The organism is Miltoncostaea oceani (genome assembly GCF_018141545.1).
Lineage (GTDB): Bacteria > Actinomycetota > Thermoleophilia > Miltoncostaeales > Miltoncostaeaceae > Miltoncostaea > Miltoncostaea oceani.
In genome coordinates this window covers 2,890,705-2,915,070 of sequence record NZ_CP064356.1, presented here as the reverse complement: position 1 = coordinate 2,915,070, position 24,366 = coordinate 2,890,705, and the positions used below count along the sequence as shown (strand labels likewise).

Below are 24,366 nucleotides of genomic sequence, written 5' to 3'. Positions count from 1 at the left end.
GTCAGTTCCAGCGGAGCCCCGACCGGTGCGACCAGTATGCGGCGCTGTCCTCGCGCAACGGCGCGAGCCGCTCCTCGAGCCGGTCGGACCAGGCGACCCCGGTCGCGGCGAGGTTGCTCCGCAACGTGTCGGCGCTCGCGGCGCCGCTCAGCACGACGTCCGCCCACGGCCGGGCGAGGACCGCCGCGAGGGCGAGCGCGTCGGGCGTGGCGCCGGCCTCGGCCGCCGCGGCCTCGAGCGCGGGCACGGGCTCCCGGCCCGCGAGGCGGCCGTTGGCGAGGGCCTCCTTGACATAGACCCGCAGGCCCGCGGCGTGCGCCCGGGCGAGGGCGTCGCCCGCGGCGCGCTCGTGGAGGTTCCACGTCGCCTGCACGGCGTCGAACAGGCCGAGGTCGAGCGCGCGCCCGATCGTCTCCGCCTGGCTGGTGCCGCTGACGGTGACGCCGACGGCGACGCCGTCGCGCCGCAGCCCGGCGAGCTCGGCGAGGACGGCGTCGTCCTCGAGCACGCCGCTCTCGGGGGTCGCGGAGTGGATCTGGTAGAGCGAGAGCCAGTCGCCGAGGAGCTCCCGCGTCTCGCCGAGCTGCCGGCGGAGCGTCGCGAGGTCGTGGTGCTTGACCTCCGGGGGGTCGGCGTCGACCTGCCAGCCGGCGGTGTAGACGTAGCCCCACTTGGAGCTGACGACGACGTCCCCGGGACGGCGCGACGCGAGCCACCCGCCGAGGAACTCCTCCGCCCGCCCGTAGGAGCGCGCCGCGTCGAAGTGGCGGACGCCCTCCTCGTACGCGGCGTCGAGCACGTCGTGGGCGCGGCGCCGCATCGCCTCGACCGACCGGTCCCCGCCGAGGTCGGCGTGGTGGCCGAGGTTGAGGTAGCCGGGGCGCCCGAGCGCCGCGAGGCCGAGGCCGATCCGGGCGCGGGATCCGTCCGGCGAGGTCACGGAGAATCCGGCCGGGAGCGTCGTCATCGTCGCTCCAGGTTACCCGGGGCCGGCGAGCCGGAGGACGGGTCGGTCGACCGTCGCGTCGGCGCCGTGAACGACGAAGGGCCCGTCGATGACGGGCCCTTCGGAAGTAGCGGGGGCAGGATTCGAACCTGCGACCTTCGGGTTATGAGCCCGGCGGCTCCTCGCTTGCGCCCATCGGTGTCATTGCCAGCGATCGCGCCCGGTCCTGGGAATTCAGCGACGGCCTAGCGGCTTAATCGTGAGCGTCGGGGGCACATCGCCATCTACCTGAAGCTCACATCAGGGGGTGGCCGACGCCTGCGAAGATCTTCCGCATCCGGCCGCGCGGTCCCACGAAACACACGGTCTCCCCGTCCTTCGCTACGACCTCGACGACCGTGTTCAGGCCGCTCTTGACCTTGTCTGCGCGCCGGAGGTCCTCGTTGGCGATGGCGAAGAGTGGGCCCTCCTCCCGCGTCGCGAACATCAGCGCGAGGTTGCCGTCTTGTTCGACCGCGGCGAGGTGTCCGTTCGTAATCCGGGCGCCTCGGATGCTCGTGTACTCGGAAAATCGCCCTGGGTAGAAGCCAGCGGACGACTCGGCGACCACAATCAGATCCTGAGGGGGGGTCACGCGTATCGCCATCCCTTCTCTTGTTGGTCTGACTCGGCTGCGAGCCCGGAGGCGACCCAGTTCACCACGGGGGCTAACTTGGTGACAAGGAGGCAGGAGCCAGACGCTAGATGGCATCTCGCGATCCAGCTTTCTACGAGCAGGCGGCGTTCTCGACGTCGTCCCCCCGGGCACGCGGCTGGTGCTCCAAGCCTGGATCGACTTGGACGCGACCCAGGCAGCCGGTTCCTGTGTCACGAGCGCAGTGCAGAGCCTGTCTAGACCGATCAGCCCGCCTAACCAAAGAACCCCCCGTGCGGGGGGTGCCGCAAGAGTTTGTCTCAGAGGACGATGCCGCTATTCCAGTCCCCGAACCCTCAACAGGGCGTCTCGGGCGTCCTGACCTGGCTGGCCGTTGGCGGCTGTCGCGGACATATCGCCGTCGAGATCTTGGCGGTTGCTTCGGCCGCGAAGTCGCGAGAGCCGACACGTCTTTGGTCGAGAGGATAGCGCTGTGATCTTTGGTGGCTACGGGAGAAAGGCTAAACAGCGGGGCGAGGTCTTCTTTGTTTGCTTCGAATGCCAGCGCTTGAACGTCTTCGGTCTGCTTGAGAACTACGGATACGCGCAGCTGTACGGCGTGAGGGTGGCGAAGTACGGTTCCGAACGTTTCATGGCCTGCAGCCACTGCCAACGCGGGTGGGACCTAGACGCCGACCAATGGCACCACGCGCTCAAGGTGTCGAAGGTTCTTGGCCTCCAAGCGGATCTGTCGTCTCGCCAGCTCTCCCAGTCAGCGCTCGTTCTGGCCGAGGGAGCGTTTCCTGACCTTGTGCCCGCAGTGCGCGAGGTTGTCGCCGATGAGTTGGCCGGAGGCCTCGACACCATCTTCCAGACCCTGCCTGAGGTAGCCGACGATCGAGACCTAGCGGCGAGCACACTGAGTCTCATGAGCGGGGGCAACATGCCCTTGCCGGCCGAACCTCCACCCAGCAAGGCCGTTGGGCCGCCCATCGACGCTCTCGGCCTCATTAGTGGGGCCACACCCCCCAACGGCGGATCCCCGCCGCCTCCCCCGCCCCCCCAGGCCTCGGGTGCGCCAGCGCCTCCCCCCACGGAAAGAAAGGAAGCAGCCCACATTGACGGACGACGGTCCGCCCGACCCGACGGACGAGGAGGTCGAAGCGAAGAGGAAGGCGCTCCGGTACCGGGTGGTCGAAGCCTTCGAGGGCCTCGGCTGGGATGTGCGACTCCGGAGCGGCGACATCATCCTGGGCGCCGGGCGGGCGCACCTTCAGGCGCTTGCGTATGACCGGGTTCTAATCTACGCCCCGGTCGAGGATCCAAGCTTTTCGCCCGAGGACGTGAACGACATCAACGCCGACATTGACCTAGCCGCCTTCTTCGCGGCCTACCGAACTGAGGGCGGAGGGACCGCCTGGGGGGGCTTTCTTCGCGTCTCTTTGCCCGACGGAGACCTTGGAACGGATGAGCTTGGGCGATGGCTGGAAGCCCAAGTCGTCGATGTACTCGGAGCGACGCGTGCATTCGACAAGGCAACTGGAGACGACTCGGCCTAGCCGGAATCGAACTCCCAGAAGAGTGTCGCGTCGGCGCGCGAGGGCGCCGATTTCTACCCGTCACCCAGCACAGGTGGCCAGACGCGGTGCGCCAAATGGGAGCCTCCGCCGGTCGATGTGCACCGTCCGCCCAACCGGGGGAGCCAACAAAGAAGCAACACGACCTGCCGAGAGTGGCCGAGATCAGCTGTCCGGCCCGACGTCCGAAAAAGACACCAAGAGCGGGAAAGCGCGGAACCAGCCGAGGTCGCTCGAGGCCCTCGGCTGCTTCTCATGATCCCTGGGCGGCCGGCTCGACTTCTGGGCAGTCAGATGGTTGCGACGAGGAAAGGGTTGCCGGTGGGGCCCGTCCGCTGAGGCGCGGCTTGGAGTCGCCCCGCTTTGGCGGACAGTTTTCCTAGGCCGCCGACTCCTGCCGGCGGTGGTGCTGTGCCTCGAACTCGGCGGGGCTGAGGTAACCGAGGCCCGAGTGCCGGCGGCGTGGGTTGTACCAACTCTCGATGTAGTCGTAGATCGCGGTCCGCGCCTGCTGGCGGGTCGGCCAGGAGCGTCGGTCGATCAGCTCGGTCTTGAGGGTCGACATGAACGACTCGGCGAGGGCGTTGTCATAGGCATCGCCACGTGAGCCCATCGACTGGGCGATCCCCGCCTCGCGCAGGGCGCGTCCGCAGGCGAAGCTCGTGTACTGGGATCCCCGGTCGCTGTGGTGCACCAGCTGGCCGGGCTCCACCTGGCGCCGCCACAGCGCCATCTGGATCGCATCGACGACCAGTTCGGCCCGCAGGTCCTCGCGCATCGACCAGCCGACGACGCGGCGGCTGTAGGCATCGACGACCACCGCGACATAGAGCCACCCCGCCCAGGTCCGCACGTAGGTGATGTCAGCCACCCACAACGCGTTCGGGCACTCGGCGAGGAAGCGTCGCTCCACCAGATCCGCGGCCGGGGCCCGCAGCGGGTCGCGCTCGGTGGTGCGCTGGAAGCGGCGCCGGTGGGTGCCCTCGATCCCCGCCTCGCGCATCAACCGGGCGATCCGCTTACGGCCGTGGCGGTGGCCGTCAGCACGCAGTTCGGCGTGGATGCGGGCGGCGCCGTAGGTGCCGCGGCTCATCCGATGCACCGCGCGGAGCCGCTCGAGGAGCTGTTCATCCTCGCGCCGGCGGCTCGACGGTGGTCGGGCGGCCCACGAGTAGAAGCCCGAGCGTGAGACGCCGAGCGTCCTGCAGAGGGTGGAGACCCCGTGTGCGGCCTTCTCGGCGGCGATGAACCGGTAGAGGCTCACCGCGTCGTCTCCGTGGCGAAGAAGGCCGCGGCTTTTTTCAGGATCTCCCGCTCCTCACGCAACACCTTGTTCTCACGCCGAAGCCGGGCGAGCTCGGCGCGTTCGTCGCTGGTGAGCCCCGGCGCCGTGCCCTGGTCGATCTGCGCCTGCTTGACCCACCGGCGTACCGCCGTCTCGCTGAGGTCGAGCTCTCGACAGACCGCCCCAATGGACTTCCCCGAGGACTCGATCAACTCGACCGTGCGGGCCTTGAACTCCTCACTGAACTCCCGCCGTGCCCGTCGCTCCCGCTGCTCCATGTGGACCTCCTTGGAGAAGCATCATCGCCTCTCCGATGGTGTCCGCAGAAGCGGGGCGACCCCAGCTGCGGAGGCTTGGGCCCACGCCTGACTCGCCCTACGCGACCGCGTGTCCCGTGATGAGTGTGAACGCCGCCTTGGCGTTGGAGCGGGCGGCGATGTCGAGCCCTAGCCAGGCGGGATGCTCGTCGTCGGCGAGCGCCGAGACCGCCCCGATGCGCCCACAGTTCTTCGCGCCGAGTTCGTCGCGCAGCGCGAACGGGTCGGGGACGAGGGAGAGGAGGAGCGCCAAGTCGCCCAGGTGTCGCTCCGGTCCGCGCTTGCGGTCTGCACGCGCCGCGGCGGCCTTCACCACCAGGGCGCCGGCGAGATCGGGACGCGGGACGCGTCCGACGCGGCCGCCGGCCGAGACATCGACGAGTTGGGTGCGCCTGAGGGCGTATGTGCCCCCGCGGATCGGGACGGTCTCGGCCCCACCGCCGACGGTCAGGTCGGCGCGGGGCCCGGCGCCCTCGGGAGCGAGGAGGTCGATCGTGACCGGTCCGCGCATGAAGCGGTGACCCACCCCGTCGGGCGCGACTCCGCCGAGTCGGAAGCCGAGGTCGTCGAGGACCTCGGCCATCGCCGGGATCGCAGGCGGGCGCACGCGGGCGTCGACGACCAGGTCGAGGTCCGTGCTGATCCGCGGTGGCGTGGCGCCGTGCTCGAGCGCATGCAGCAGCACCATCTGGCCGCCCACCAGCGTCCAGTCCCCTGCGCGCCGCTCAGCGATCTCCATCAGCGCCAGCCAGAGCCGATCCTCCAACTCGCCGAGAGGCGGAAGGGTGATCACGCGATCAGCCCGTGCGCCGCACGGACGCTCCGCTCGTCGCCGGCATCGCGGAGGTCGGCGGCGACGACGAGCCGCGGCGCGTACCGCTCGCCCTCGGGAAACGGCCACACCGGCGCCGGGACGCGCAGCACCACGTTGGCGCTGTCGCCGTCTGCAGGAGGGCCGAGGGCGTACTCCCGCCGGACGTCGTCGAGGTCGGCGGCCCGGATGTAGCCCTCCACCCGATCCAGGGCGATGACGTCGGCGCCGTGGTGGGCGGCCGCCGAGACACCGCCGAGGACGATCCGAGGGTCGTCCGCGAGGCGCCGCAGCGCGGCCGGATGGGCGACGACATGGTGCGCCTCGGCGCGGCGGGCCAGCGCGGCTGGCGGCAAGTCCGCGAGTCGCCCCTGTCGCTCACGGGCCCGCTGACGCTCCGAGCGGGAGAGACCCTCATGACCGAGGCCGAGGACCGCCCAGGCCGAGCGGGCCGACAGCCGCCGGCCGGGAGGGCGTGGCGGCTGCCGTCGGTCGAGGTCGATCACCCAGGCTCGGCCCACCCGGCGGGCGGGGAGTTCTCCCGCCTCGGCGAGCGCGCGCACCCGGCGGGGGCTGATCCCGAGGGCCTCGGCTGCTTCGGCCACGCTGGCGTCCATGGCGCGAGCGTACCACTGACATCCGATATCGGAATAGAAGTGGAACGCACGAGGCCACCCGCGCGACCGGTCGGCGGACGCCTCGCGCGGCCTCACGCACGCGGCCCCTGAACGACGAAGGGCCCGTCGATGACGGGCCCTTCGGAAGTAGCGGGGGCAGGATTCGAACCTGCGACCTTCGGGTTATGAGCCCGACGAGCTACCAGACTGCTCCACCCCGCGGCGGACCAAGGATTGTAGGGAATCGTGCCGGGAGGTCAAGCCGTCCCGCCCCCGTCGGGGGTCATGCGATGCGGACCTCGTCGCCCACCGTCAGCCATCCCGCGCGGGCGACGGTGGCGTACACGCCGAAGAAGTTCTCCCGGTCGCGGGCGAGCCCGGCGAGCACCCGGTTGTCGCGTTCGAGGGTGTCGGGGTCGAACGTCGTGACGGCGCAGCGCTCCGTCGGGGAGACGACGCGGAGGACCGCCCCGCCGTCCCCGACGCGCAGGGACGCGCCGACCCACCCGGCCTCGGCGAACGGCTCGGCGTCCTCCACCTCGATGACGAGGTTCGCGCGGAAGCGACGCCGGTCGAGGGGCTCGCCGGCGGTCCACGCGGCCCCCGCCTCCAGGGACCGGGTGCTGACGATGTGGATGGGGGCGGCGTCGTGGACGCCGACGGCGCTGCGGGTGAGCGTCACGTCGCGCCCGAGCGCGGCGGCCACCTCGCGCGTCACCTCCGGGTCGTCCCAGGGGAGGGTGAGGCCCGACGGGGTGGTGACCTCGACGCCCTCGCCGGTCTCGGGCTCGCCGCAGCGCGCTGAGAAGCGCAGCATGCCGTGGGCGCGCCGCGCGCTGACCGCCTCGCCCGCCGGGTCGACCACGGCGTGGCGGCGGTCGCCCAGCAGGCCGAAGGGCCCGGCGAACGCGCGCCGGGCGCGTTCGCCGCCGAACGACTTGACCGGGAACCGCCAGAGGTCGGAGAGGATCCCGACCGCCGGGCCGTCCCCGCTCAGCGCGTCATGGCCAGCACGATGACGATGATCGCGAGCAGCCCCAGCCCCGCGTACACCCAGCGCAGCACGTTGCGCCGCACCTCATAGAGCTCGCGGATCCCCTGTCGCGACCGTTCGATCGCCTCGGGGTCGGTCACGCGCTCGGGCTCGGGCTCTTCGTCGTCGTAGGCCATGGGCCGAATCTAGCGCGCCGGCCCGGTGACGGGGCCGGTGCGGACGACCGGACGACCGGATGGCGCGCGAGCCCCCCGGCCCGGAACGACGAGGGGCCCCGTCTCCGGGGCCCCTCGGTACCGCCGATCGGTGGTGCGGCTACGCCACGTCGCGCAGGCGCTGGGCCTCGGCGAGGCTCGCCAGCTTCTGCAGGGACTGGTTCTCGATCTGCCGGATCCGCTCGCGCGTGACGTTGAACGTCCGCCCGACCTCGTCGAGCGTGCGCGGGTGCTCTCCGCCCAGGCCGTACCGCAGCTCCAGGACGCGCCGCTCGCGGTAGCTCAGCGAGTTCAGGACGTCGCGGAGCGCCTCGTTGCGGAGGACCGTCTCGGCCGCCGCCTCGGGGGCGATGGCCTTGTCGTCGGCGAGGAACTGGCCGAACTCCGACTCCTCGTCGTCGCCGACCGGCTTCTCCAGCGAGACCGGGGTCTGCGCGCTCCGCTTGATCGACTCGACCTCGGGCTCCGGCAGCTTGACGGCGTCGGCGATCTCGGCGATCGACGGCTCCCTGCCCAGCTCGCTGACGAGCTTGCGCTCGGCGCGGTTGATCTTGTTGAGCTTCTCCACGACGTGCACGGGCATCCGGATGGTCCGGCCCTTGTCGGCGATGGCGCGGGCCACCGCCTGGCGGATCCACCAGGTCGCGTAGGTCGAGAACTTGAAGCCCTTGCGGTAGTCGAACTTCTCCGCCGCGCGGACCAGCCCGAGCGTCCCCTCCTGGATCAGGTCCAGGAAGGCGAGGCCCTGGTTGCGGTAGTTCTTCGCGATCGAGACCACGAGCCGCAGGTTGGCCTCGACCATCTTCTTCTTGGCCTGGAGATCGCCCAGCTCGATGAGCTTCGCGAGCTCGACCTCCTGCTTGGCCGTGAGCAGGGGGACCCGGCCCACGTCCTTGAGGAAGAGCTGCAGCGCGTCGGTGCTGGTGTCCGCCTTGAGGTTGAGCTTGCGGGGCGGCTTGTCGGCCGCCTCGGCGATCGCGGCGAGGCGGTCACGCGCCTCGCTCTCCTCGATCAGCTCCACCCCGACCTCGTCGAGGTGACGGTACAGGTCCTCCGCCGCGCCCTCGTCGAGGGACACGCCCTCGACCGACTTCGCGACCTCGTCGATGCTGAGGAAGCCCTGCTCCTGACCACGGGTCAGGAGAGCCTGGACCTCTTCCAGCTCGACCATCTCACTCACCGTCATGTCCTCACCTCCGGCTGAACGCCATCGGACCATGGACGAATCCATGCGACCGCCGGCCGTCCGCATCGAACGCCCGTTCGGTACGGTACCGCTTCGATCTTTGAAGTGCAAGGGCCGCGCGACGTGCCGCAGCGAACATCTATCGGCACATCGGCCCCAGACCTTTAGCCCTACGACGGAATTTCTTTCCCGGGCTCCCGGACCCCCGCACACTTCCCGGCTGCGTCGGACCTTCCTGCCCATGCTGATGGCGCATGCAACCAGCCCCGCCTTAAGCGCGGGTTAAGCGCTCGTACGGACGTGGTGAAGTCGGTGACGCCGTCCCTAGGGGTTTCGGCCGGAACCGGGCGGAGCGAGAGAGGCGATGAGCGCGGTCGCCACCCGGCCGAGCCGCGTGGCGGGTCCCAGTTCCACCGTCCGCTCCCACGCCGCGCGGGCCGAATCGCCGCGGCGACGGTAGATCTCGAGCCACCCCTGGTTGAAGACGAGCAGCTGGTCGCGGGGCCGGGCGGCGACGAGATCGGCGAGGCGGGCCGCCGCCCGGGCGGGGCCGTCGCCGGAGCGGGTCCCCTCGATCAGCGCCAGGCCGGCCTCGGCCGCGGGGTCGTCACCGCCGATGCGCAGGGCGGTGCGGTACGCGGCGGTGGCGCCGACCTCGTCGCCGAGCGTCTGCAGCACCGACCCGAGCTCCACGTGCGCCCGGGCCGTCGCCGTCCGCTGCGCCCGCGCGCGGAGCGCGGCGACCTGCCGGATCGGCGGCAGCGCCGCGATGGCGGGGGGCAGGGGGCGGTCGAGGATCAGCGACAGGGGCGGCAGGCCCTCGACGAGGCCGTCGGTGGTGCCGGCCGTGGGGTCGTCGATCTGCCCGGGCACCGCCGGCTGGGCGGCGTCGCGCGCGCCCTCGCCGACGGGCGAGTCGAGCGCCTGGGCGACCAGCAGCGCGCCGCCCGCCGCGACGACCCACACCGCGAGGATCACGCCGGCGCGCCGCAGCGAACGGCGGGCCGGTGAGGGCGAGGGGGCGGGGCCGGGGCCCGGGGTGGTCGCGTCCATCGCACGGACGTTAGCCGTCCCCGCGTCCCGCGCCGCCGGCCGACGTCCCGGCACGCGGGGACGGACGTCGTCGGCGGACCTCCGTTCCGCGTCTCATGGACCGCGGGGGACCTGCCGAAAAAGAGGGCGTGACCGCCGATCGCACGCCCCCGCCCACCGGTGACGACCGCCTCCGGACGCTCCTGGCCTACGCCGTCGAGCGTGGCGCCAGCGACCTGCACCTGAAGGTGCCCGCCCGCCCGGTCGTCCGCATCAACGGATCGCTCGAGCCGATCCCCGACCTCCCCGCGCTCGCCGCCGCCGACACGCAGCGCTTCGCGGACGAGCTCCTCACCGGCCACGACACCAAGCGGGCCGAGTTCGAGGAGAACGGCGAGACCGACCTCTCCCACTCGCGCGAGGGCCTCGGCCGCTTCCGCGTCAACATCTTCCGGCAGCGCGGCTCGGTGAGCATCGTCCTGCGCGTCGTGCCCTTCCGGGTGCTGTCCGTGGACGACCTGCAGCTGCCGCCGGTGGTGTCGCGGCTCGCCGAGCAGGAGCGGGGGATCATCCTCGTGACCGGCACGACGGGCTCCGGCAAGAGCACGACCCTCGCCGCGATGATCGACCGGATCAACCGGACCTCGCACAAGCACGTCGTGACGATCGAGGACCCGATCGAGATGCTCCACGTCGACCGGGGGTCGCTGGTCAACCAGCGCGAGGTCGGCCTCGACACCTCCTCGTTCTCCAGCGCCCTGCGGCGGGTGCTGCGGCAGGACCCCGACGTGATCATGATCGGCGAGATCCGCGACCTGATCACCATGGAGACGGCCCTCAGCGCCGCCGAGACCGGCCACCTCGTCCTCTCGACGATGCACACGCTCGACGCGACGGAGACCGTGAACCGCGCGATCGGCTTCTTCCCGCTGCACCAGCAGCAGCAGGTGCGGGCGATGCTCGCGGGGACGCTGCGCGGGATCATCTCCCAGCGCCTCGTGCGGACCGTCGACGGCGCGGGCCGCGTGCCCGCCTGCGAGGTGCTCGTCACCACGGGACGCGCGCGGGACATGATCCTCAACCCCGACGAGACCGGGCGCCTGCACGAGGTCATCCGCGAGGGCGACTACTACGGCATGCAGACGTTCGACCAGTCGCTCTTCGACCACGTCACCTCGGGCCGGGTCCACCTGGCCGCGGCGATGGAGGCGGCGTCGAGCCCGCACGACTTCAAGCTGATGCTCGACTCGGGCGCGGCCCGGCGCGAGGCGGCGCAGTACAGCTGACGGGCGGTCGCGGGGTGTTTCGGGACCCGGCACACTCGGTGGTATCTTCTGTCACGTATGGCGACCACCGCACCGCGCGAGACGTCCCCGTCCGACTGTCCCGTCCTCGCCACCGCGAGGATCGTGTCCGGCAAGTGGACGCTCCTGCTCCTCCGTGACCTCGCCCTCGGGCCCCGCCGCTTCTGCGAGCTCCAGCGCTCGCTGGCGGGCATCAGCCCCGGGACGCTGTCCGTGCGCCTGCGCTCCCTCGAGGAGGAGGGGATCATCGAGCGGCGCGAGTTCGCCGAGATGCCGCCGCGGGTCGAGTACACGCTGACCGCGCAGGGCGAGCACCTCGTCCCGATCGTGGACGCGATGCGCGCCTACGGCAGTCGTTGGCTCGGCGCCGACGGCGACTGCGACGACGGGGTCCGGCTCCGGGCCGTCGGCGCGTAGCAGCGACACGGCGGTGCGCGGCCTGATGATGGACGGGCCGCTCACCCTGGGCGCGCTCCTCGCCCGCGCCGAGACGATCCACCCCACCCGCCCGGTCGTCTCCCTGACCGGTGGCGGCGGCGCGCGGCGCAGCACGTACGGCGAGGTCGTCGCCCGCGCGCGGCGGCTGGCCGCCGGCCTGCGCGACCGGGGCATCGGGCCCGGCGACCGGGTCGCCACGCTCTGCATGAACCACGACCGCCACCTCGAGACGTACTTCGCGGTCGCGCTCATGGGCGGGGTGCTGCACACGCTGAACCCGCGCCTGCCGGTGGACGACCTGGCGTACATCGCCGCCGACGCCGGCGACCGCATGGTCGTCGCCGACGCCGAGCTCGGCGAGGTGCTCGCGGCGCTGCGGGGACGGGTGCCGCTGGAGCACGTCGCCGTGGTCGGCGACGGGGTGCTCCCGGACGGCGCCGTGGCGTTCGAGGACCTGCTCGCACCCGAGGGCGCCCCGTCGGCGGAGGTCGCGGCGGACGAGCGCGACGCCGTGGTGCTCTGCTACACGTCGGGCACCACCGGGCGGCCGAAGGGCGTCCTCTACTCGCACCGCGCCCTCGTGCTGCACTCGCTCGCCGGCGCCCTCGGCGACGCGTTCGACATCCGCGAGGCCGACGTCGTGATGCCGGTCGTCCCGATGTTCCACGTCAACGCGTGGGGCCTGCCCTTCACCTGCCCCATGGTCGGCGCGGCCCTCGTGCTGCCCGGGCGCCACCTCGACCCCGCCAGCCTCCTCGCCGCCGTCGCGGCGGAGGGCGTCACCGTCACGGCGGGGGTGCCGACGGTCTGGCTCGGCATGCTCGCCGCGCTCGACGCGGACCCCGGCGCGCACGACGTGTCGTCGCTGCGCACCGTGATCATCGGCGGCTCGGCGCCGCCCCGCTCGCTGATGGAGGGGCTGGAGGCCCGCCACGGCATCCGCACCGTCCAGGCGTGGGGGATGACCGAGCTCAGCCCCCTCGGAACCATCAGCCGCCTGCCCCCCGACGTCCCCGACGACGGGTCCGACGACGCGTGGCGCCGCCGCGGGTCCCAGGGCCGGCCGATCCCGTTCGTCGAGATCCGCGCGCGGGGCGCGGAGGGCCTCGTGCCGTGGGACGGCGTCGCGATGGGGGAGCTCGAGGTCCGCGGGCCGTGGGTCGCCTCGGGGTACCACGGCGCCGACGACGGGGACCGGGTCACGCCCGACGGCTGGTTCCGCACCGGCGACGTCGTCACCATCGACCCCCGCGGCTTCGTGCAGATCACCGACCGCGAGAAGGACCTGGTGAAGTCGGGCGGGGAGTGGATCAGCTCCGTCGCGCTCGAGAACGCCCTGATGGACCACCCCGCCGTCGCGGAGGCCGCGGTGGTCGCCGTGCCGCACCCCGAGTGGCTCGAGCGCCCCCTCGCGTGCGTCGTGCTCGCCGAGGGCGCGAGCGCCGGCGCCGACGAGCTCGTCGCCCACCTCGCGACCCGCTTCCCGCGGTGGTGGCTGCCCGACGCCGTGGAGTTCATCGACGCGATCCCGCGGACGGCGACCGGCAAGTTCCGCAAGGCCGACCTGCGGGAGCGGTTCGGCGGGGGCGCCTAGCCGGGCCGGCGGGTCCGCAGGAAGCGCAACGGCAGGTAGAGGGTGTGCGGCGTCCGGCGCGTCAGGATGCGCCGCAGCTCCTCCTGCCCCTCCTCGTCGAGGATCTGGGCGATGTAGGTGCGGGAGAAGACGCGCCAGGCGTCGTCGAGGTCCTCCATCACCACGGCGAACTGGACGTCCTGCTCCTCGACCGTCGCGAGCCCCGCCGCCTTGAACGCGGCCTGGTCGAGCGGCTCGTGCGGGATGCTGGCGCGGCTCGCCCGCCCGGCGAGGGCACCGGGTGCGTGGCGGCCGACGACGGCGATGACGGCGCCCATGAACGCCGCGTCGATCGGCCGGAGGCGGTCGAAGGCGGTGACGCTCGCGACGAAGCGGCCGCCGGGGCGCAGCACCCGGAACACCTCGCCGAGCAGCGGCCCCAGGTCGTCGAGCTGCTCGAGGACCATGCTCGCGATGGCGCAGTCGAAGGTGCGGTCCGGGACGGTGCCGAGGCGCTGGACGTCGCCCCGCCGGTAGAGGACCGGCAGGTCGGGGTCGGTCCGCGCCTGCGCCTCGGCGATGCACTCCGGGCTCGCGTCGATGCCGACCACCATGCCCTCGGGGCCGGTGGCGCGCGCCGCGGCGCGGGTGGCGCCACCCGACCCGCAGCCGAGGTCGATCACCTGCTCGCCCGCCACGATCGGCGCCCACGACACGATGGTGTCGTAGAGGTGGACGCCCCGGTTCCCGGGCAGCACGGCCAGGGAGTCCTCGGTGGCGGCGGGGTCGAGGGCGTGCACGGCCCGCTGGAAGCGCGCCGCGAGGGCGCCGACGAGGGGCGTCCCGGCGGCGACGAGCGCGCGGATCTCGGTGAGCGCCTCGGCGGGGCTCTGGGCCGCCGTCCCCGGCGGGGCGGCCGCTTCGCTGTCGGCGGACATGACCGGACGATCGTATCCGGGGGCGCCCGCCCCGGTCGGCGCGGGCGTGCTCACCGGGCCGCCCGGAACGGCGCGGGATCGACGTGGGGGGCGCGGCCGAGGACGAGGTCGGCGACCAGCTCGCCGGTGGCGGGCGCGAGCAGGATCCCGTTGCGGAAGTGCCCGACGGCCGCGACGACGCCGGGGGCGAGCCGGTCGATCACGGGGGTGGCGCGCGGTGACCAGGGGCGCAGGCCCGCCCAGGCGTCCTCCCGCCGTCCCAGCCCGGGGACCGCCGCGCGCGCCCACCCCTCCAGGCGGTCGAGGTCGGCGTCCACGGTCCCGGCGTCGAACCCGGCGTCCTCGAGGGTCGTCCCGGCCACGACGCGGCCGTCGGCGCGCGGCACCGCGACGCCCTCCCGGGCCCCCTCCATCAGCACCGTGCCGAGGTCGCCGGAGGAGAACAGCAGCATCTGGCCGCGGCGCGGGGCGACGGCGAGGTCGAGCCCGGCCTCGGCGAGGTGCGGCGCCGCCCACGCGCCCGTCGCGATCACGACGACGTCGGCCTCGTCGCGGAGGGCGCCGGGGGACGGCACCGGGCCCCGGTCGACGGGGAGGTCCCCGAGGAGGGCCGGGGCGACCCGCGGCGACCGCACCACCGCGACCTCCGGGAACCGGTGCGCCGGGGCGCCGTCCCCGGCGGACCCGGGCCAGGCGGCCTCCTCCACCGCCAGCCCGCGCGCGCGGCGCCATGCGAGCCACTCCGGCTCGGCGCCCCGGACCACCAGCCCCGTGCGCCGCAGCTCCACCGCCGGGTGGCGCCGCCCGAGGTCGTCCCAGAGGTCCCGGCTGCGGTCGGCGAGCAGGTGGACCGCGTCGGGCAGGCGCTCCGGGTGCGAGGGGGAGAGGATCCCGGCGGCCGCCCACGACGCGGCGGCCCGCCCCGCCCCCGGGTCGCGCACCCGCACCCGCGCGCCCCCATCGGCCAGGTGCCGGGCGCACGCCGCGCCGACGACGCCCGCCCCCAGCACCGTGACCCGGGGGCCGCTCACCGCCCGAGGGCCGCCGCGACCTCGGCGATGCCGGTCAGCTCCACGGGCTCGCGGACGAACGCCGGGATCTCGGTGACGCGGTCCGCCCCGACCGCCCCCCTCAGCCCCTCGCGCGCGTCGAGGTCGCGCAGCCCCAGCACCTGCTCGTCGGCGAGCGCCGCCGCGGCACGGTCCGCGAGGCCCTCCGGGTCGGGGGCGCCCGCGCCGGCGAGGGCCGCCGCGAGGGATCCCGCGGCGGGGGGCCCGCCCGGCGGCAGCCGGTGGACGCGGTTCAGGACGACCCCGGCGAGCGGGAAGCCCTCCTCCCGCAGCCGCGCGGCGAGCGCGACGGCCTGCTCGAGGGGGTCGGGGTCGGGGGCGGCGACCACGACGAACGCCGCGTCGTCGCTCAGGAGCAGCGCGCGCACCGCCTGCGCCCGCTCCGCGAAGCCCTGGTACATCCCCTCGAACCCCGCGAGGAACTCGCCGACGTCGCGGAGCAGCTGGGCGCCCGTGAGCCGCTCCAGGAGCGACAGCACCGTCCCGGATCCCGCGTGGATGATCTTCCAGCCGATGCCGCCGGCGGCCATGCCGGGCCGGATCAGCAGGCGCAGGGCGCGTCCCTCGATGAACCGCGTGATCCGCTGGGGCGCGTCTAGGAAGTCGAGGGCGTTCGTCGCGGGGGGCGTGTCCAGCACGATCCGCTCGAACCGTCCCTCCTCCACGAGCTCGTGGAGGCGCTCGACCGCCATGTACTCCTGGGCGCCGGCGACGGCGCCCGACAGGTGGCGGTAGATGCGGTTGCCGAGGATGCGGTCGCGGGCGGCGTCGTCGGCGGCGTACCGGCCGACGAGGCGGTCGAACGTGGCCTTCGCGTCGAGCTGGAGGGCCCACAGCTCGCCGGCGCCCTCCGGGAGCACCCCGTCGGCGGGGACCCGCTGGGGTTCGTCGGAGAGGCCGGTCATGCCGAGTGCGGTGGCGAGGCGGCGCGCCGGGTCGATGGTCACCACCACGGTGCGGGCGCCCTCGGCGGCGAGGCGCAGGGCGATGCCCGCCGAGACGGTGGTCTTGCCGACGCCGCCGGCGCCGGCGCAGACGACGAGCCGGCGCGTCGAGAGGTCGTCGATCACGACGTCGCCCCCGCGACGCTGCCGGCGAGGGCGTCGGCGAGCACGCCGAGCGCGTCGAGGTCCATCCGCCGCCGCACGAGGCGCGGCAGGTCGATCACCGGGAGGCCGGCCTCCTCAGCGAGGCGCGCCCGGTACCCGGCGTCGGTGCGCTGGTGGTCGAGGTGGGCCAGCGCGGCGCGGGCGGCCTCGCGCACCGGGGCGTCGCCGTCGCCGCCGGCGACGGCCTCGAGGGCCGGGGCGTCGGCGTCGGTGAACCGGGGCGGGTGGACCGCGTTCAGGACGGTCGCGGCCACCGGGAGCCCGTGGCCGCGGAGGATCGTGGCCGCCTCGACCGCCTCGGCCACCGCGAGCTCCTCCGGCAGCGCGACGACCACGATGCCCGTCGCCGCCGGGTGGGAGACGACCTCCTGGATGCGGCTCGCCTGGTCGCGGATCGGTCCGTTCGCCGCGAGGTCGGCGACGTTCCCGGCGGTCTCCAGGAGCGCGATGCCGTGGCCGGTGGCGGGGCAGTCGACCGTGATGGTGTCCCACACGGGCCGTCCGGTCGCCGCGTCGATGGCGATCGCCATGCTCCAGATCTTCCCGACGGTCACCAGCTCCGGCAGGCCCGGCGCGGCGGCCGCGAACGTGTGGAAGGCGCGGCTGCGGGTGAGGATCTCGACGAGCGGGCGGATCTTGAGCTGCCCCGACAGGTACTCCTCGGTGGCGGTCTCCGCGTCGATCGAGACGCCGAACAGGCCGGGCGCGAGCTCGGCGGGCTCGTCGCCCTCGACCCCGGTCGCGCGGAAGAGCCGCGACAGGTGGTGCTGCCCGGACACCTCGACCACCAGGGCGCGTCCGCCGGCCCGCGCGGAGGCGAGGCCCATGGCCGCGGCCACCGTGCTCTTGCCGGCGCCGCCCTTGCCGAGGACGAACCGCAGCCGTCGCTGGGCGAGCGGCGGACCGGGAGCGTCCCCCGTGCGCGCCTCAGGCGGCAGGCGCGCTCCGGTCGAGATGGTCGCGCGAGCCGCCGGTGCGCACCCACCCCTGCGCGGCGGCGCGGCGGTGGCAGAGCGGGCAGACGACCCGCTGGCGGCTCCCCCGCGACGGCTCCACGAAGTGGTGCACGGGCTCGCCGGGCAGCACGACGCGGCCGCAGACGGCGCAGTCCCCGGGGCCTTCGGAGGCCCTACGCCTCATCCGGCGTCCCCAGCAGCGCGAGGCGACGGTCGATGATCGTCAGGGCGTCGTCCAGCCCGGCGCCCTCGGCCACGGCGCGCGCCTCCTCGAAGCGCGTGCGCGCACGGTCCCGGCGCCCGTCGTCGTCCCGGTTCTTCAGGGTGTTGTCACCCGAGAGCAGGAGCTGGTGGATCCGCTTCCGTGCCTCGTCCTGCTCGCTCATCGAACGGCTCCTCGCACCGATCGCCGGGACGCGGGAGCTTACCTCCCGGAGGCCCCCCGCGCCGCGTCCTCGTCGACGAACCGTCCCTCGAAGAGGGGGACGACCCGCCCGCCGATCCGTACCCGTCCGGAGCCGTCCCCGGTCATCTCGACGCGCACGGCGACCTCGCCACCGCGACCCGCCGCCGTGGTCTGGCGGACGACCATCTCGAGCTCCCCCCCGCCGGGGGCACGGGCCGCGGCGATGCACCCGCCGAGGGCCCCCGCCGCGGACCCCGTGACGGGGTCCTCCGGCACGCCGACCAGGGGGGCGAAGTGGCGCACGTCGGCGCGGAGCCGACCCCCGGACCCGTCGAGGGCGTAGAGGCTGACGCCGACCCATCCGTCGCGCTCGCCGAGCCGGCGGAGGGCGTCGTGGTCGGGCCGCGCGTCGCGCACGGCGGTCGCGTCGGGGGCCTCCAGCATCAGCTGCGGCACGCCGGCGCTCCAGATGCGGGCGCGCGCCGCGGACGGCAGGCCCACGGCCCGGGCCGCCTCGTACGGGTCGACCTCCGCGCCCGGCGCGACGGGACCGAGGGCGACGGTCGCGACGCCGCCCCGCACGTGGGTGGCCATGACGCCCACCCCGGTCTCGAGGCGGGCGCGCTCGCCGGTGCGTCCCCCGGCGTGGAGCACCCACGCCGTCCCCACGACGGGGTGTCCGGCCATCGGCAGCTCGCGGACGGGGGTGAAGATGCGGACGCGGTGGTCGGCGCCCGGCCCGGCGGCGATCACGAAGGCCGTCTCGGAGATGCCGAGCTCGGCGGCGAGGGCCTGCATCCGCGCCGCGGTCCAGTCGTCGGCGTCGAGGACCACCGCCAGGGGGTTGCCGCTCAGCGGCCCCGCCGCGAAGACGTCGACCCACGCCAGGGCGCTCACGCCGCCACCGCCGACCCGAGGAAGCGCACGAGCGCGTCGGCGAGGGCGTCGGCGCCCCACGACGTCGGCGCGGGCCGCCCGTCCGGCCCCGCGGGCAGGAGGCGCGGGGTGATCGCCCCGACCCCCTCGAACAGCCACCGGACGGGGCGCGCCTCGTCGCGTTGCAGCCGCGCGGCGAGCGGGGTCAGGTCGACCCGCGGGGCGAGCGGCCGGCTGACGTAGTCGACCCAGGTCTCGTAGCGGTGGGCGAGGGAGAGGACGCCGTCGGGCGTCGCGGTCAGCACCCGCATGCGCCGGGTGCGGGGGTGCACCGCCATCGGATCGAGGGGGCGGGGGGTGCGGAGGATCGCGAGGTCCGCGTCGGGGACCTCGTCGATCACGGCGTCCCCGGCGTCGAGCAGCGCCACGTCGGCGGCGATGCGGTCCCACCGCGGCCGCCAGAGCATCCGGTAGCGGTCGGGGTCGGCGAGCAGGCCCGCGACCCGCGGCAGGATCGCCTGGTGCAGGAGGCCCGCCGGGTCGCTCCCGCCCGCGCGGGCGAGGATGCGGCCGACATCGGGGAACGGCGTCGTGCGGCGCTCGGCCATCGCCATCGCGGCGATCGCCACCCGCGGCGCGGCGGGGTCGGTCCAGGTGCCGAAGTCGCCGGCCTCCGCGGCGGCGACGGCCAGGCGGCGGGCGGGCGCCCCGGCGGGCGGGCGCTCGCGCAGCAGCCAGATCGCGAGCAGCCCGTCCTCGTCGTAGTGGTTCGTGCTGACGAGCCGCACCTCGGGCCCGGCGGCGCCCGCGTCGAGGTAGCGCTCGACGATCAGGGCGCTGGTGTCGGCCCGCAGGGCGTCGGGGGTGCCGCTGCCCGGCCAGTGCGACAACGAGAGCACCGTGCCGTCGAGCCGGGCGCCGTCCACCTGTGCGTGGGGGCGCCCCGCGAGCGCCTCGGGCGGGACGAACTCCGCGTCGTCGGCGACGCGGGGGAGTGTGCGCGGGTCGGGACGCGCGGCGACCGTCATGGCGGGACGGACCATACCCGGGTGCGATACTGCACCCCGTGGACGTCGTCTGGGACAACGCGGTGGGACTGTCCGCCATCCTGCTCGGCCTGCTCGTCGTCGCCGGTCTGGCGGTGCTCGGCATCGCCGGGTTCCGGCTGTGGCGCGTCGTGCGCCGCGCGCAGACCCGCGTGACGGAGGCGGGCGCGGCGCTGACCGCCGAGGCCGACCGCCTGCAGGCCTCGCTCGCGGCGCTGCCGGACCGCCAGGCCGAGATGGGCGCGGCCGTCGCGTCGCTCCAGCGCCGGGCCGCCGCGCTCGGGGTGCTGGCCACCAGCGCCGGCCAGGCGGCCGAGGTGCTGCGGGCGCCGCTCCGCTACATCGGGCGGTGACACCCGCTCCCGACCGCATCGCGGTCGTGGACGTCGGGTCGAACTCGGTCCGGCTCCTGCTCTGCGAGCGGATCGGCCCGGCCGGGCCGGAGGGTGAGCGCATCAGCACCGTGACGGCCCTGCGCCGGGGCGCCGGCGCCGACGGCTCCGTCGCGGCCGAGGCCCTCGCGCGCCTCGACGACTGCCTCGCCGGCTACGGGGAGCGCATCGCGGCGTTCGCGCCCGCCCGGGTGGTGGCGGCGGGCACCAGCGCCGTCCGCGACGCGCCCAACCGGGCGGAGGTCGCGGAGGTCGTGGCGCGCCGCACCGGCGCCGTCCTCGCGGTGATCGACGGCGACCAGGAGGCGCGGTGCTCCTTCGCGGGTGCGCGGCTCGGGGCCCCCGGCGACGAGGAGATCATGGTCGTGGACATCGGGGGCGCCAGCACCGAGCTCGTCCGCGGCGCCGGCGACGGCCCCCGCGCCGGGGTCAGCCTGCAGCTCGGCGCCGTCCGGCAGTCGGAGCTGCACCTGCGCGGCGACCCGCCCGGGGAGGACGGCATCGACGCGCTCCGCGACGAGGCCCGCCTGCTCGTCGCCGCCGCGCTCGAGCGGATCGGGGGGCCGGCCCCCGTCGTCGGGGTGGCCGGCACCATCACCACCCTCGCCGCCATCGAGCTCGGCGGGTACGACCCGGTGGCCGTCCACGGCCACGTCCTCGACCGCGACTCCGTGGAGCGGATCACCGGCCGGCTCTGCGGCATGACGGTCGCGGCGCGCCGGGAGCTGCCCGGCCTCGAGCCGGCGCGCGCCGAGGTGATCCCCGCGGGGGCGCTCATCGCGGCGACGGTCCTGGAGGTGGCGGGGCTCGACCGGATGACCGTCAGCGAGCGGGACATCCTCGACGGACTGGCCCTCGCGGCGGTGAACCCCTCATCCGGGTTGTTCCGATCGTGACGAGGTTCTCCTAGGATCCCGGCGATGGCAATCGCACGGACTGAGGCGGCGTCACCGGCCACGGCCGCGGGCGACGTGATGGGTGGTCGTCGCACGATCCACGCGTCGGGCGCGAACATGCGCCACGTGCGCCACGCCGAGATCCTCGCGCGCTGGCCGCTCATCCCGGAGGGCTGGGCCGCCGCGGTCGAGAGCACCCGGCTCGCCGCCGTGGACCGCACGCCCGGCGCCGCGAGCTTCGGCCGCTGACCGCGCGCGCCCCGGCCCGCGGCCTGGGGTAGCCTGATCACCGGCCGGAGTGGCGGAATCGGTAGACGCGGGGGACTTAAACTCCCCTGCCCTCGGGCGTCCGGGTTCGACCCCCGGCTCCGGCATCGGCACGGCACCGCCGGCCCACGGGCGGGGGCGCCTGATGGGCGTCGCGATCGGGCAGAGCCTGCCGTTCGCGGTCGGCCTCGCCCTCAGCCCCTTCCCCCTGGTCGCGATGGTCCTCATCCTCGGCGCCCCGGGCGGGCGGGCGACGGGGGCGGTCTTCGCCCTCGCCTCGGTCGTCGGCGTCGCCGCGGTGGGCGTCGTGGTTCTCCTGCTCGCGGGCGACGAGGCGGCGACCGGGTCCGGTCGGCCCGCCACGTGGGTGAGCGTGCTGCGGCTCGCCATCGGCCTCGGGCTCGTGGCCCTCGCGGCGTCGAAGTGGCGGGGCCGGCCGGCGCCCGGTGACACACCCGCGCTGCCGGGCTGGATGGGCCGCATCGACGGCCTCCGCCCCGGGGGCGCCGCCGGGATGGGCCTGCTGCTGTCGGCCCTCAACCCGAAGAACCTCGCCCTCGCCGTCGCGGGTTCCGCGGCGATCGCCCAGGCCGAGCTGCCCGCGGGGTCCGCCGCCGTCGCCCTCGCCCTCTTCGTCGTGGTCGCGACCCTCGGGGTGACGGCGCCGCTCGCCATGTCGGTCGTGCTCGGCCACCGCGGAGACCGGGTCCTCGCCGCCGTGAAGGACGGGATGGTCCGCCACAACGACGTGATCCTCGCGGTGCTCGCGCTGGTGATCGGCGCGACGTTGATCGGGGACGCGATCTCCGGGTTCTCGGCCTGACCGCGGGCGGCTCCCCGCCGCCCGCCCGTCGTCAGTGGTGCGTCTCGAGCCACTCCAGCGCGCGTTCGGCCGCCTCGGTCGCGTCGCGGCCGTGGAACGCCTCGCCGGAGCTCGACGGCCGCCCCGGCGCGACGCGCGTCGCCGTCCAGCCGTCCCCGCCGGCGTCGGGCGCGAGCTTCAGCCGGAACCCGGCGCCCCGGAACCGGTCGCGGATGCCCGCGAGGCGCAGGCCCTCGGGGCTCGGGCCGTGCGGGGAGCCCGCGGCGCCCTCCGCCCATGCGCGGACGTCGCTCCAGCGCCACACCTCGGAGGCGCCGAGCCGCCCGAGGGGGGTGGGGAAGCCCGGTGCCGCGGTGGCGCGCCCGAGGGCGCCGCGCGTGAGGTGCAGGCGCCGGGCGATGTGCGCCCGGGTGACGAGGTCGTGGAGCCCGTCGGGGTGATCGCTCATGTCCGCCTCCCGCTGCCGACGTTCCGGGCTCCGAGCACACCACACCCGGGCGGGGGGCGCCACCGGGTGGCGGTCCGGCACGCGCCGGCGACGCGACCATCCGTCCGTCGAGTGGCCAGACCCCCCCGCGGGACGGTCTGCGATCCGGTGGACACGCGCACCATCGGGATCCCACTATCGACCACTCTCCGTGGAGGCCCCCGTGCTCCGCCCCGCCTGCGCCGCCGTCATCAGCGCCCTGGTCCTCGGAGGAATCGCGCTGTCCGCCCCCGGGCACGCCGACGCCCGACCCCGCATCTCCTCGTTCTACGTGAAGGACGAGGGCCGGCAGATCCAGCTCAAGGTGAACTTCTGCGACTACACCGGTGACCTCTCCGACTCGTTCTCGTCCACCTTCCGGATCTGGGACGAGAACGGATCAGGCTCGATCAAGGTCTTCCAGCGGCGCGTGTCCGGACGCATCTACGACTACTGCGGGTACGCCTACATCAAGGTGCCCGACACGTTCGCCAACGGGCTCTACTCGGCGAACGTCGCGGTCACGAACCGGACCAACGGCTCCTTCAGCCGCATTGGAGCTCGGTACTTCACGATCCGCTAGCCCGCCCCCTCCCCTCCCCGGCGCACCGGGGAGGGCTCTGCCTCCCCGCCCGTTAGCATCGGCGCATGACGACCGGCACCGGCGCGGGGGATCCGCGCATCCAGCAGCTCGCCCGCCTCGCCGTCGAGGTGGGGGCCAACGTCCAGCCCGGGCAGGTGGTCTCGGTGGGCGCGCGACCCGGGCAGGAGGACCTCGCCCGCGCGATCGCGTCGGCCGCCTACGAGCGCGGCGCGCGCTTCGTCGACCTCGCCTGGTTCGACCCCCACGTGAAGCTCGCGCGCCTGCGCCACGCCGCCGACGACACGCTCGAGTACGTGCCCCCCTGGTACGGGCAGCGGGCCCTCGGCCTCGGCGAGCTCGCGGCCGCGACGATCGCGCTGGCCGGGCCGACGGCCCCCGGCCTCTTCGACGACGTCGACCCGGTGCGGGCGGGACGCGACCGCCTGCCGTCGGTGCGCGAGGGCATCGCGGTGCTGATGGAGGCGAAGATCAACTGGACCGTCGTCCCCTGCCCCAACCCGGCGTGGGCGGGCGTGGTCTTCCCCGACCTCCCGCCCGACGAGGCGCTGGAGCGGCTGTGGACCCAGATCGCCCACATCTGCCGCCTCGACGAACCCGATCCCGCGGCGGCGTGGCGCGCCCGCGGCGACGAGCTCGCCGCGTCCGCGGCGCGGCTCGACGAGCGGCGCCTCACCGCCCTCCGCTTCCGCGGCCCCGGCACCGACCTCACCGTCGGCCTGCTGCCCGGATCGACGTGGGTCGGCGGGATCGACCACCGCCGCGACGGCCTGGAGCACCTCCCCAACATCCCGACGGAGGAGGTCTTCACGACGCCCGACCCCCTCCGGACGGAGGGCGTCGTCACGTCGACGCGGCCCCTCGACCTCGGCGGCACCGTCGTCGAGGGCCTCCGGGTGCGCTTCGAGGGCGGGCGGGCCGTCGAGATCACCGCCGACGCGGGCGCCGAGACGCTCCGCGCGCGCGTCGCCGTGGACGAGGGCGGCACGCGCCTCGGGGAGGTCGCGCTGGTCGACGGCAGCGGGCGGATCGGCCCCCTCGGGACCGTGTTCTACGACACCCTGCTCGACGAGAACGCCGCGAGCCACATCGCCCTCGGCGCCGGCTACCCGAAGGGCGCCCCCGGCGAGGACCCCGGGCGCATCAACGACAGCCAGATCCACATCGACTTCATGATCGGGGGACCCGACGTGACGGTCACCGGCGTCGCGCACGACGGCACGGAGTCACCCGTGCTGAGCGGCGGTGCCTGGATGTAGGGAGAGGTCCTTCCGGCGGCCGTCCCCGGCGAAGCGCGACAAGCGCCTCTCGCGGCGGCTTCGCCGCTGATCGCGAGGACGGCGCGGACGGCGGCACCGGCTGCCGCCGGGGACGGCCGCCGAGAAAGACCTCAGGCGGCCCGGCGGCCTCGTTCGCGGGCGACGGCGCGCTCGAAGTAGGCGAGCACGTCGGCTGGCACGGGGCCCGACGGCGGGTCGAGGTCCATCTCGGCCAGGCGGCGGGACGGGGCCGGGGCCCGGAGGTCGGCGCGCGACACCTGGAGGGTGTCGTCGTCGGAGGCGTGGGAGAGCGTCTGGGTCGTCATGGCGGG

The 24,366-nt window shown here is 74.5% G+C and carries 29 protein-coding genes and 2 tRNA genes; 11 read left to right on the top strand and 20 right to left on the bottom strand.

What is annotated here, in order from left to right; all coding sequences use genetic code 11:
* Position 1 precedes the first annotated feature (1 nt).
* Together IU369_RS14940 and IU369_RS14935 are read right to left on the bottom strand one after the other, a co-directional pair.
* Positions 2 to 967 (bottom strand): aldo/keto reductase, encoded by a 966-nt coding sequence (locus tag IU369_RS14940; RefSeq protein ID WP_217921778.1) that lies wholly within the window; start codon positions 965 to 967, stop codon positions 2 to 4.
* Between the two features lie 274 nt (positions 968 to 1,241).
* Positions 1,242 to 1,592, bottom strand: a complete 351-nt coding sequence (locus IU369_RS14935) for a hypothetical protein (protein WP_217921777.1) — start codon at positions 1,590 to 1,592, stop codon at positions 1,242 to 1,244.
* Positions 1,593 to 2,698: 1,106 nt separating this feature from the next.
* Here IU369_RS14935 and IU369_RS14930 point away from each other — a divergent pair.
* The gene (locus IU369_RS14930; protein WP_217921776.1) at positions 2,699 to 3,139 is read left to right on the top strand and encodes a hypothetical protein; all 441 of its coding nucleotides are present in this window, start codon (positions 2,699 to 2,701) and stop codon (positions 3,137 to 3,139) included.
* Positions 3,140 to 3,536: 397 nt separating this feature from the next.
* Here IU369_RS14930 and IU369_RS14925 read toward each other — a convergent pair.
* The 8 genes from IU369_RS14925 to IU369_RS14890 form a co-directional block, all read right to left on the bottom strand.
* Positions 3,537 to 4,720 (bottom strand): IS3 family transposase gene (locus tag IU369_RS14925; protein WP_217921543.1). Its coding sequence is split into 2 segments (ribosomal slippage): positions 3,537 to 4,450 and positions 4,450 to 4,720, totalling 1,185 coding nucleotides; the frame shifts between segments, so codons are not numbered across the junction.
* Between the two features lie 97 nt (positions 4,721 to 4,817).
* Positions 4,818 to 5,552 carry a hypothetical protein gene (locus IU369_RS14920; RefSeq protein WP_217921775.1) on the bottom strand — a complete coding sequence of 245 codons (735 nt, stop codon included), beginning with the start codon at positions 5,550 to 5,552 and terminating at the stop codon, positions 4,818 to 4,820.
* A complete protein-coding gene (locus tag IU369_RS14915) occupies positions 5,549 to 6,187 on the bottom strand; it encodes a helix-turn-helix domain-containing protein (protein WP_217921774.1) in 639 nt (212 codons plus the stop codon). Before IU369_RS14915 ends, IU369_RS14920 begins: the two co-directional genes overlap by 4 nt.
* A gap of 148 nt (positions 6,188 to 6,335) precedes the next feature.
* A tRNA-Met gene (locus IU369_RS14910) sits at positions 6,336 to 6,409 on the bottom strand.
* A gap of 61 nt (positions 6,410 to 6,470) precedes the next feature.
* Positions 6,471 to 7,157: an MOSC domain-containing protein gene (locus IU369_RS14905; protein WP_246551526.1), complete on the bottom strand. Its 687-nt coding sequence runs from the start codon at positions 7,155 to 7,157 to the stop codon at positions 6,471 to 6,473.
* A 23-nt stretch (positions 7,158 to 7,180) separates the two neighbouring features.
* A complete protein-coding gene (locus tag IU369_RS14900) occupies positions 7,181 to 7,357 on the bottom strand; it encodes a hypothetical protein (protein WP_217921772.1) in 177 nt (58 codons plus the stop codon).
* A 139-nt stretch (positions 7,358 to 7,496) separates the two neighbouring features.
* Entirely contained in the window at positions 7,497 to 8,582 is a 1,086-nt protein-coding gene (locus tag IU369_RS14895; RefSeq protein ID WP_217921771.1) for a sigma-70 family RNA polymerase sigma factor, read from the bottom strand.
* A 324-nt stretch (positions 8,583 to 8,906) separates the two neighbouring features.
* Complete coding sequence (locus IU369_RS14890; protein ID WP_217921770.1) at positions 8,907 to 9,635, bottom strand: tetratricopeptide repeat protein; 729 nt, start codon at positions 9,633 to 9,635, stop codon at positions 8,907 to 8,909.
* A gap of 128 nt (positions 9,636 to 9,763) precedes the next feature.
* Here IU369_RS14890 and IU369_RS14885 point away from each other — a divergent pair, with 128 nt between their 5' ends.
* From IU369_RS14885 to IU369_RS14875, 3 genes are read left to right on the top strand one after another with little or no spacing between them, the layout of a single operon-like run.
* Positions 9,764 to 10,900, top strand: coding sequence for a type IV pilus twitching motility protein PilT (locus IU369_RS14885; protein ID WP_217921769.1), 1,137 nt, complete (start codon positions 9,764 to 9,766; stop codon positions 10,898 to 10,900).
* Between the two features lie 57 nt (positions 10,901 to 10,957).
* Entirely contained in the window at positions 10,958 to 11,335 is a 378-nt protein-coding gene (locus IU369_RS14880) for a winged helix-turn-helix transcriptional regulator (RefSeq protein WP_217921768.1), read from the top strand.
* A 25-nt stretch (positions 11,336 to 11,360) separates the two neighbouring features.
* Positions 11,361 to 12,950 carry a long-chain fatty acid--CoA ligase gene (locus IU369_RS14875; protein WP_343233246.1) on the top strand — a complete coding sequence of 530 codons (1,590 nt, stop codon included), beginning with the start codon at positions 11,361 to 11,363 and terminating at the stop codon, positions 12,948 to 12,950.
* Here the strand turns inward: IU369_RS14875 and IU369_RS14870 are convergent.
* From IU369_RS14870 to IU369_RS14835, 8 genes are read right to left on the bottom strand one after another with little or no spacing between them, the layout of a single operon-like run.
* Positions 12,947 to 13,867, bottom strand: coding sequence for a methyltransferase domain-containing protein (locus IU369_RS14870; RefSeq protein ID WP_217921766.1), 921 nt, complete (start codon positions 13,865 to 13,867; stop codon positions 12,947 to 12,949). The genes IU369_RS14875 and IU369_RS14870 overlap by 4 nt on opposite strands.
* Before the next feature lie 50 nt (positions 13,868 to 13,917).
* Complete coding sequence (locus IU369_RS14865; RefSeq protein ID WP_217921765.1) at positions 13,918 to 14,898, bottom strand: NAD(P)/FAD-dependent oxidoreductase; 981 nt, start codon at positions 14,896 to 14,898, stop codon at positions 13,918 to 13,920.
* A complete protein-coding gene (locus tag IU369_RS14860) occupies positions 14,895 to 16,007 on the bottom strand; it encodes an ArsA family ATPase (protein ID WP_217921764.1) in 1,113 nt (370 codons plus the stop codon). The genes IU369_RS14865 and IU369_RS14860 overlap by 4 nt, the downstream gene beginning before the upstream one ends.
* Positions 16,004 to 16,927, bottom strand: a complete 924-nt coding sequence (locus IU369_RS14855; RefSeq protein ID WP_281426248.1) for an ArsA family ATPase — start codon at positions 16,925 to 16,927, stop codon at positions 16,004 to 16,006. The genes IU369_RS14860 and IU369_RS14855 overlap by 4 nt, the downstream gene beginning before the upstream one ends.
* 46 nt (positions 16,928 to 16,973) lie before the next feature.
* Positions 16,974 to 17,186, bottom strand: coding sequence for a hypothetical protein (locus IU369_RS14850; protein WP_217921762.1), 213 nt, complete (start codon positions 17,184 to 17,186; stop codon positions 16,974 to 16,976).
* On the bottom strand, positions 17,176 to 17,388 hold the full coding sequence (locus tag IU369_RS14845; RefSeq protein WP_217921761.1) for a hypothetical protein: 213 nt from the start codon (positions 17,386 to 17,388) through the stop codon (positions 17,176 to 17,178). The genes IU369_RS14850 and IU369_RS14845 overlap by 11 nt, the downstream gene beginning before the upstream one ends.
* Positions 17,389 to 17,426: 38 nt before the next feature.
* Complete coding sequence (locus tag IU369_RS14840; RefSeq protein ID WP_217921760.1) at positions 17,427 to 18,305, bottom strand: PhzF family phenazine biosynthesis protein; 879 nt, start codon at positions 18,303 to 18,305, stop codon at positions 17,427 to 17,429.
* Positions 18,302 to 19,312 (bottom strand): DUF6687 family protein, encoded by a 1,011-nt coding sequence (locus tag IU369_RS14835; protein ID WP_217921759.1) that lies wholly within the window; start codon positions 19,310 to 19,312, stop codon positions 18,302 to 18,304. Before IU369_RS14835 ends, IU369_RS14840 begins: the two co-directional genes overlap by 4 nt.
* Positions 19,313 to 19,350: 38 nt before the next feature.
* Here IU369_RS14835 and IU369_RS14830 point away from each other — a divergent pair, with 38 nt between their 5' ends.
* From IU369_RS14830 to IU369_RS14810, 5 genes are all read left to right on the top strand, one after another.
* The gene (locus tag IU369_RS14830; protein ID WP_217921758.1) at positions 19,351 to 19,683 is read left to right on the top strand and encodes a hypothetical protein; all 333 of its coding nucleotides are present in this window, start codon (positions 19,351 to 19,353) and stop codon (positions 19,681 to 19,683) included.
* Positions 19,680 to 20,618: a Ppx/GppA phosphatase family protein gene (locus IU369_RS14825; RefSeq protein ID WP_217921757.1), complete on the top strand. Its 939-nt coding sequence runs from the start codon at positions 19,680 to 19,682 to the stop codon at positions 20,616 to 20,618. The genes IU369_RS14830 and IU369_RS14825 overlap by 4 nt, the downstream gene beginning before the upstream one ends.
* Positions 20,619 to 20,642: 24 nt before the next feature.
* Positions 20,643 to 20,867, top strand: a complete 225-nt coding sequence (locus IU369_RS14820; RefSeq protein ID WP_217921756.1) for a hypothetical protein — start codon at positions 20,643 to 20,645, stop codon at positions 20,865 to 20,867.
* Between the two features lie 43 nt (positions 20,868 to 20,910).
* Positions 20,911 to 20,992 (top strand) — tRNA-Leu (locus tag IU369_RS14815).
* A 38-nt stretch (positions 20,993 to 21,030) separates the two neighbouring features.
* Positions 21,031 to 21,708 (top strand): GAP family protein, encoded by a 678-nt coding sequence (locus IU369_RS14810; protein WP_217921755.1) that lies wholly within the window; start codon positions 21,031 to 21,033, stop codon positions 21,706 to 21,708.
* Between the two features lie 31 nt (positions 21,709 to 21,739).
* Here the strand turns inward: IU369_RS14810 and IU369_RS14805 are convergent, their stop codons facing one another.
* Positions 21,740 to 22,156 (bottom strand): hypothetical protein, encoded by a 417-nt coding sequence (locus tag IU369_RS14805; RefSeq protein WP_217921754.1) that lies wholly within the window; start codon positions 22,154 to 22,156, stop codon positions 21,740 to 21,742.
* Between the two features lie 202 nt (positions 22,157 to 22,358).
* Between IU369_RS14805 and IU369_RS14800 the strand changes: the two genes are divergently transcribed.
* On the top strand, positions 22,359 to 22,757 hold the full coding sequence (locus IU369_RS14800) for a hypothetical protein (protein ID WP_217921753.1): 399 nt from the start codon (positions 22,359 to 22,361) through the stop codon (positions 22,755 to 22,757).
* Between the two features lie 65 nt (positions 22,758 to 22,822).
* Complete coding sequence (locus IU369_RS14795; protein WP_217921752.1) at positions 22,823 to 24,034, top strand: aminopeptidase; 1,212 nt, start codon at positions 22,823 to 22,825, stop codon at positions 24,032 to 24,034.
* A gap of 131 nt (positions 24,035 to 24,165) precedes the next feature.
* On the opposite strand, the gene IU369_RS14790 is transcribed toward IU369_RS14795, so the two are convergent.
* Entirely contained in the window at positions 24,166 to 24,360 is a 195-nt protein-coding gene (locus tag IU369_RS14790) for a hypothetical protein (RefSeq protein ID WP_217921751.1), read from the bottom strand.
* Between the last annotated feature and the right edge of the window lie 6 nt (positions 24,361 to 24,366).

Excerpts from the sequence above, each read along its gene's own strand:
- IU369_RS14940 (WP_217921778.1), bottom strand. The coding sequence starts at position 967 with ATGACGACGCTCCCGGCCGGATTCTCCGTGACCTCGCCGGACGGATCC.
- IU369_RS14935 (WP_217921777.1), bottom strand. The coding sequence starts at position 1,592 with ATGGCGATACGCGTGACCCCCCCTCAGGATCTGATTGTGGTCGCCGAG.
- IU369_RS14915 (WP_217921774.1), bottom strand. The coding sequence starts at position 6,187 with ATGGACGCCAGCGTGGCCGAAGCAGCCGAGGCCCTCGGGATCAGCCCC.
- IU369_RS14900 (WP_217921772.1), bottom strand. The coding sequence starts at position 7,357 with ATGGCCTACGACGACGAAGAGCCCGAGCCCGAGCGCGTGACCGACCCC.
- IU369_RS14895 (WP_217921771.1), bottom strand. The coding sequence starts at position 8,582 with ATGACGGTGAGTGAGATGGTCGAGCTGGAAGAGGTCCAGGCTCTCCTG.
- IU369_RS14890 (WP_217921770.1), bottom strand. The coding sequence starts at position 9,635 with ATGGACGCGACCACCCCGGGCCCCGGCCCCGCCCCCTCGCCCTCACCG.
- IU369_RS14880 (WP_217921768.1), top strand. The coding sequence starts at position 10,958 with ATGGCGACCACCGCACCGCGCGAGACGTCCCCGTCCGACTGTCCCGTC.
- IU369_RS14875 (WP_343233246.1), top strand. The coding sequence starts at position 11,361 with ATGATGGACGGGCCGCTCACCCTGGGCGCGCTCCTCGCCCGCGCCGAG.
- IU369_RS14870 (WP_217921766.1), bottom strand. The coding sequence starts at position 13,867 with ATGTCCGCCGACAGCGAAGCGGCCGCCCCGCCGGGGACGGCGGCCCAG.
- IU369_RS14850 (WP_217921762.1), bottom strand. The coding sequence starts at position 17,186 with ATGAGGCGTAGGGCCTCCGAAGGCCCCGGGGACTGCGCCGTCTGCGGC.
- IU369_RS14845 (WP_217921761.1), bottom strand. The coding sequence starts at position 17,388 with ATGAGCGAGCAGGACGAGGCACGGAAGCGGATCCACCAGCTCCTGCTC.
- IU369_RS14835 (WP_217921759.1), bottom strand. The coding sequence starts at position 19,312 with ATGACGGTCGCCGCGCGTCCCGACCCGCGCACACTCCCCCGCGTCGCC.
- IU369_RS14820 (WP_217921756.1), top strand. The coding sequence starts at position 20,643 with ATGGCAATCGCACGGACTGAGGCGGCGTCACCGGCCACGGCCGCGGGC.
- IU369_RS14810 (WP_217921755.1), top strand. The coding sequence starts at position 21,031 with ATGGGCGTCGCGATCGGGCAGAGCCTGCCGTTCGCGGTCGGCCTCGCC.
- IU369_RS14805 (WP_217921754.1), bottom strand. The coding sequence starts at position 22,156 with ATGAGCGATCACCCCGACGGGCTCCACGACCTCGTCACCCGGGCGCAC.
- IU369_RS14795 (WP_217921752.1), top strand. The coding sequence starts at position 22,823 with ATGACGACCGGCACCGGCGCGGGGGATCCGCGCATCCAGCAGCTCGCC.
- IU369_RS14790 (WP_217921751.1), bottom strand. The coding sequence starts at position 24,360 with ATGACGACCCAGACGCTCTCCCACGCCTCCGACGACGACACCCTCCAG.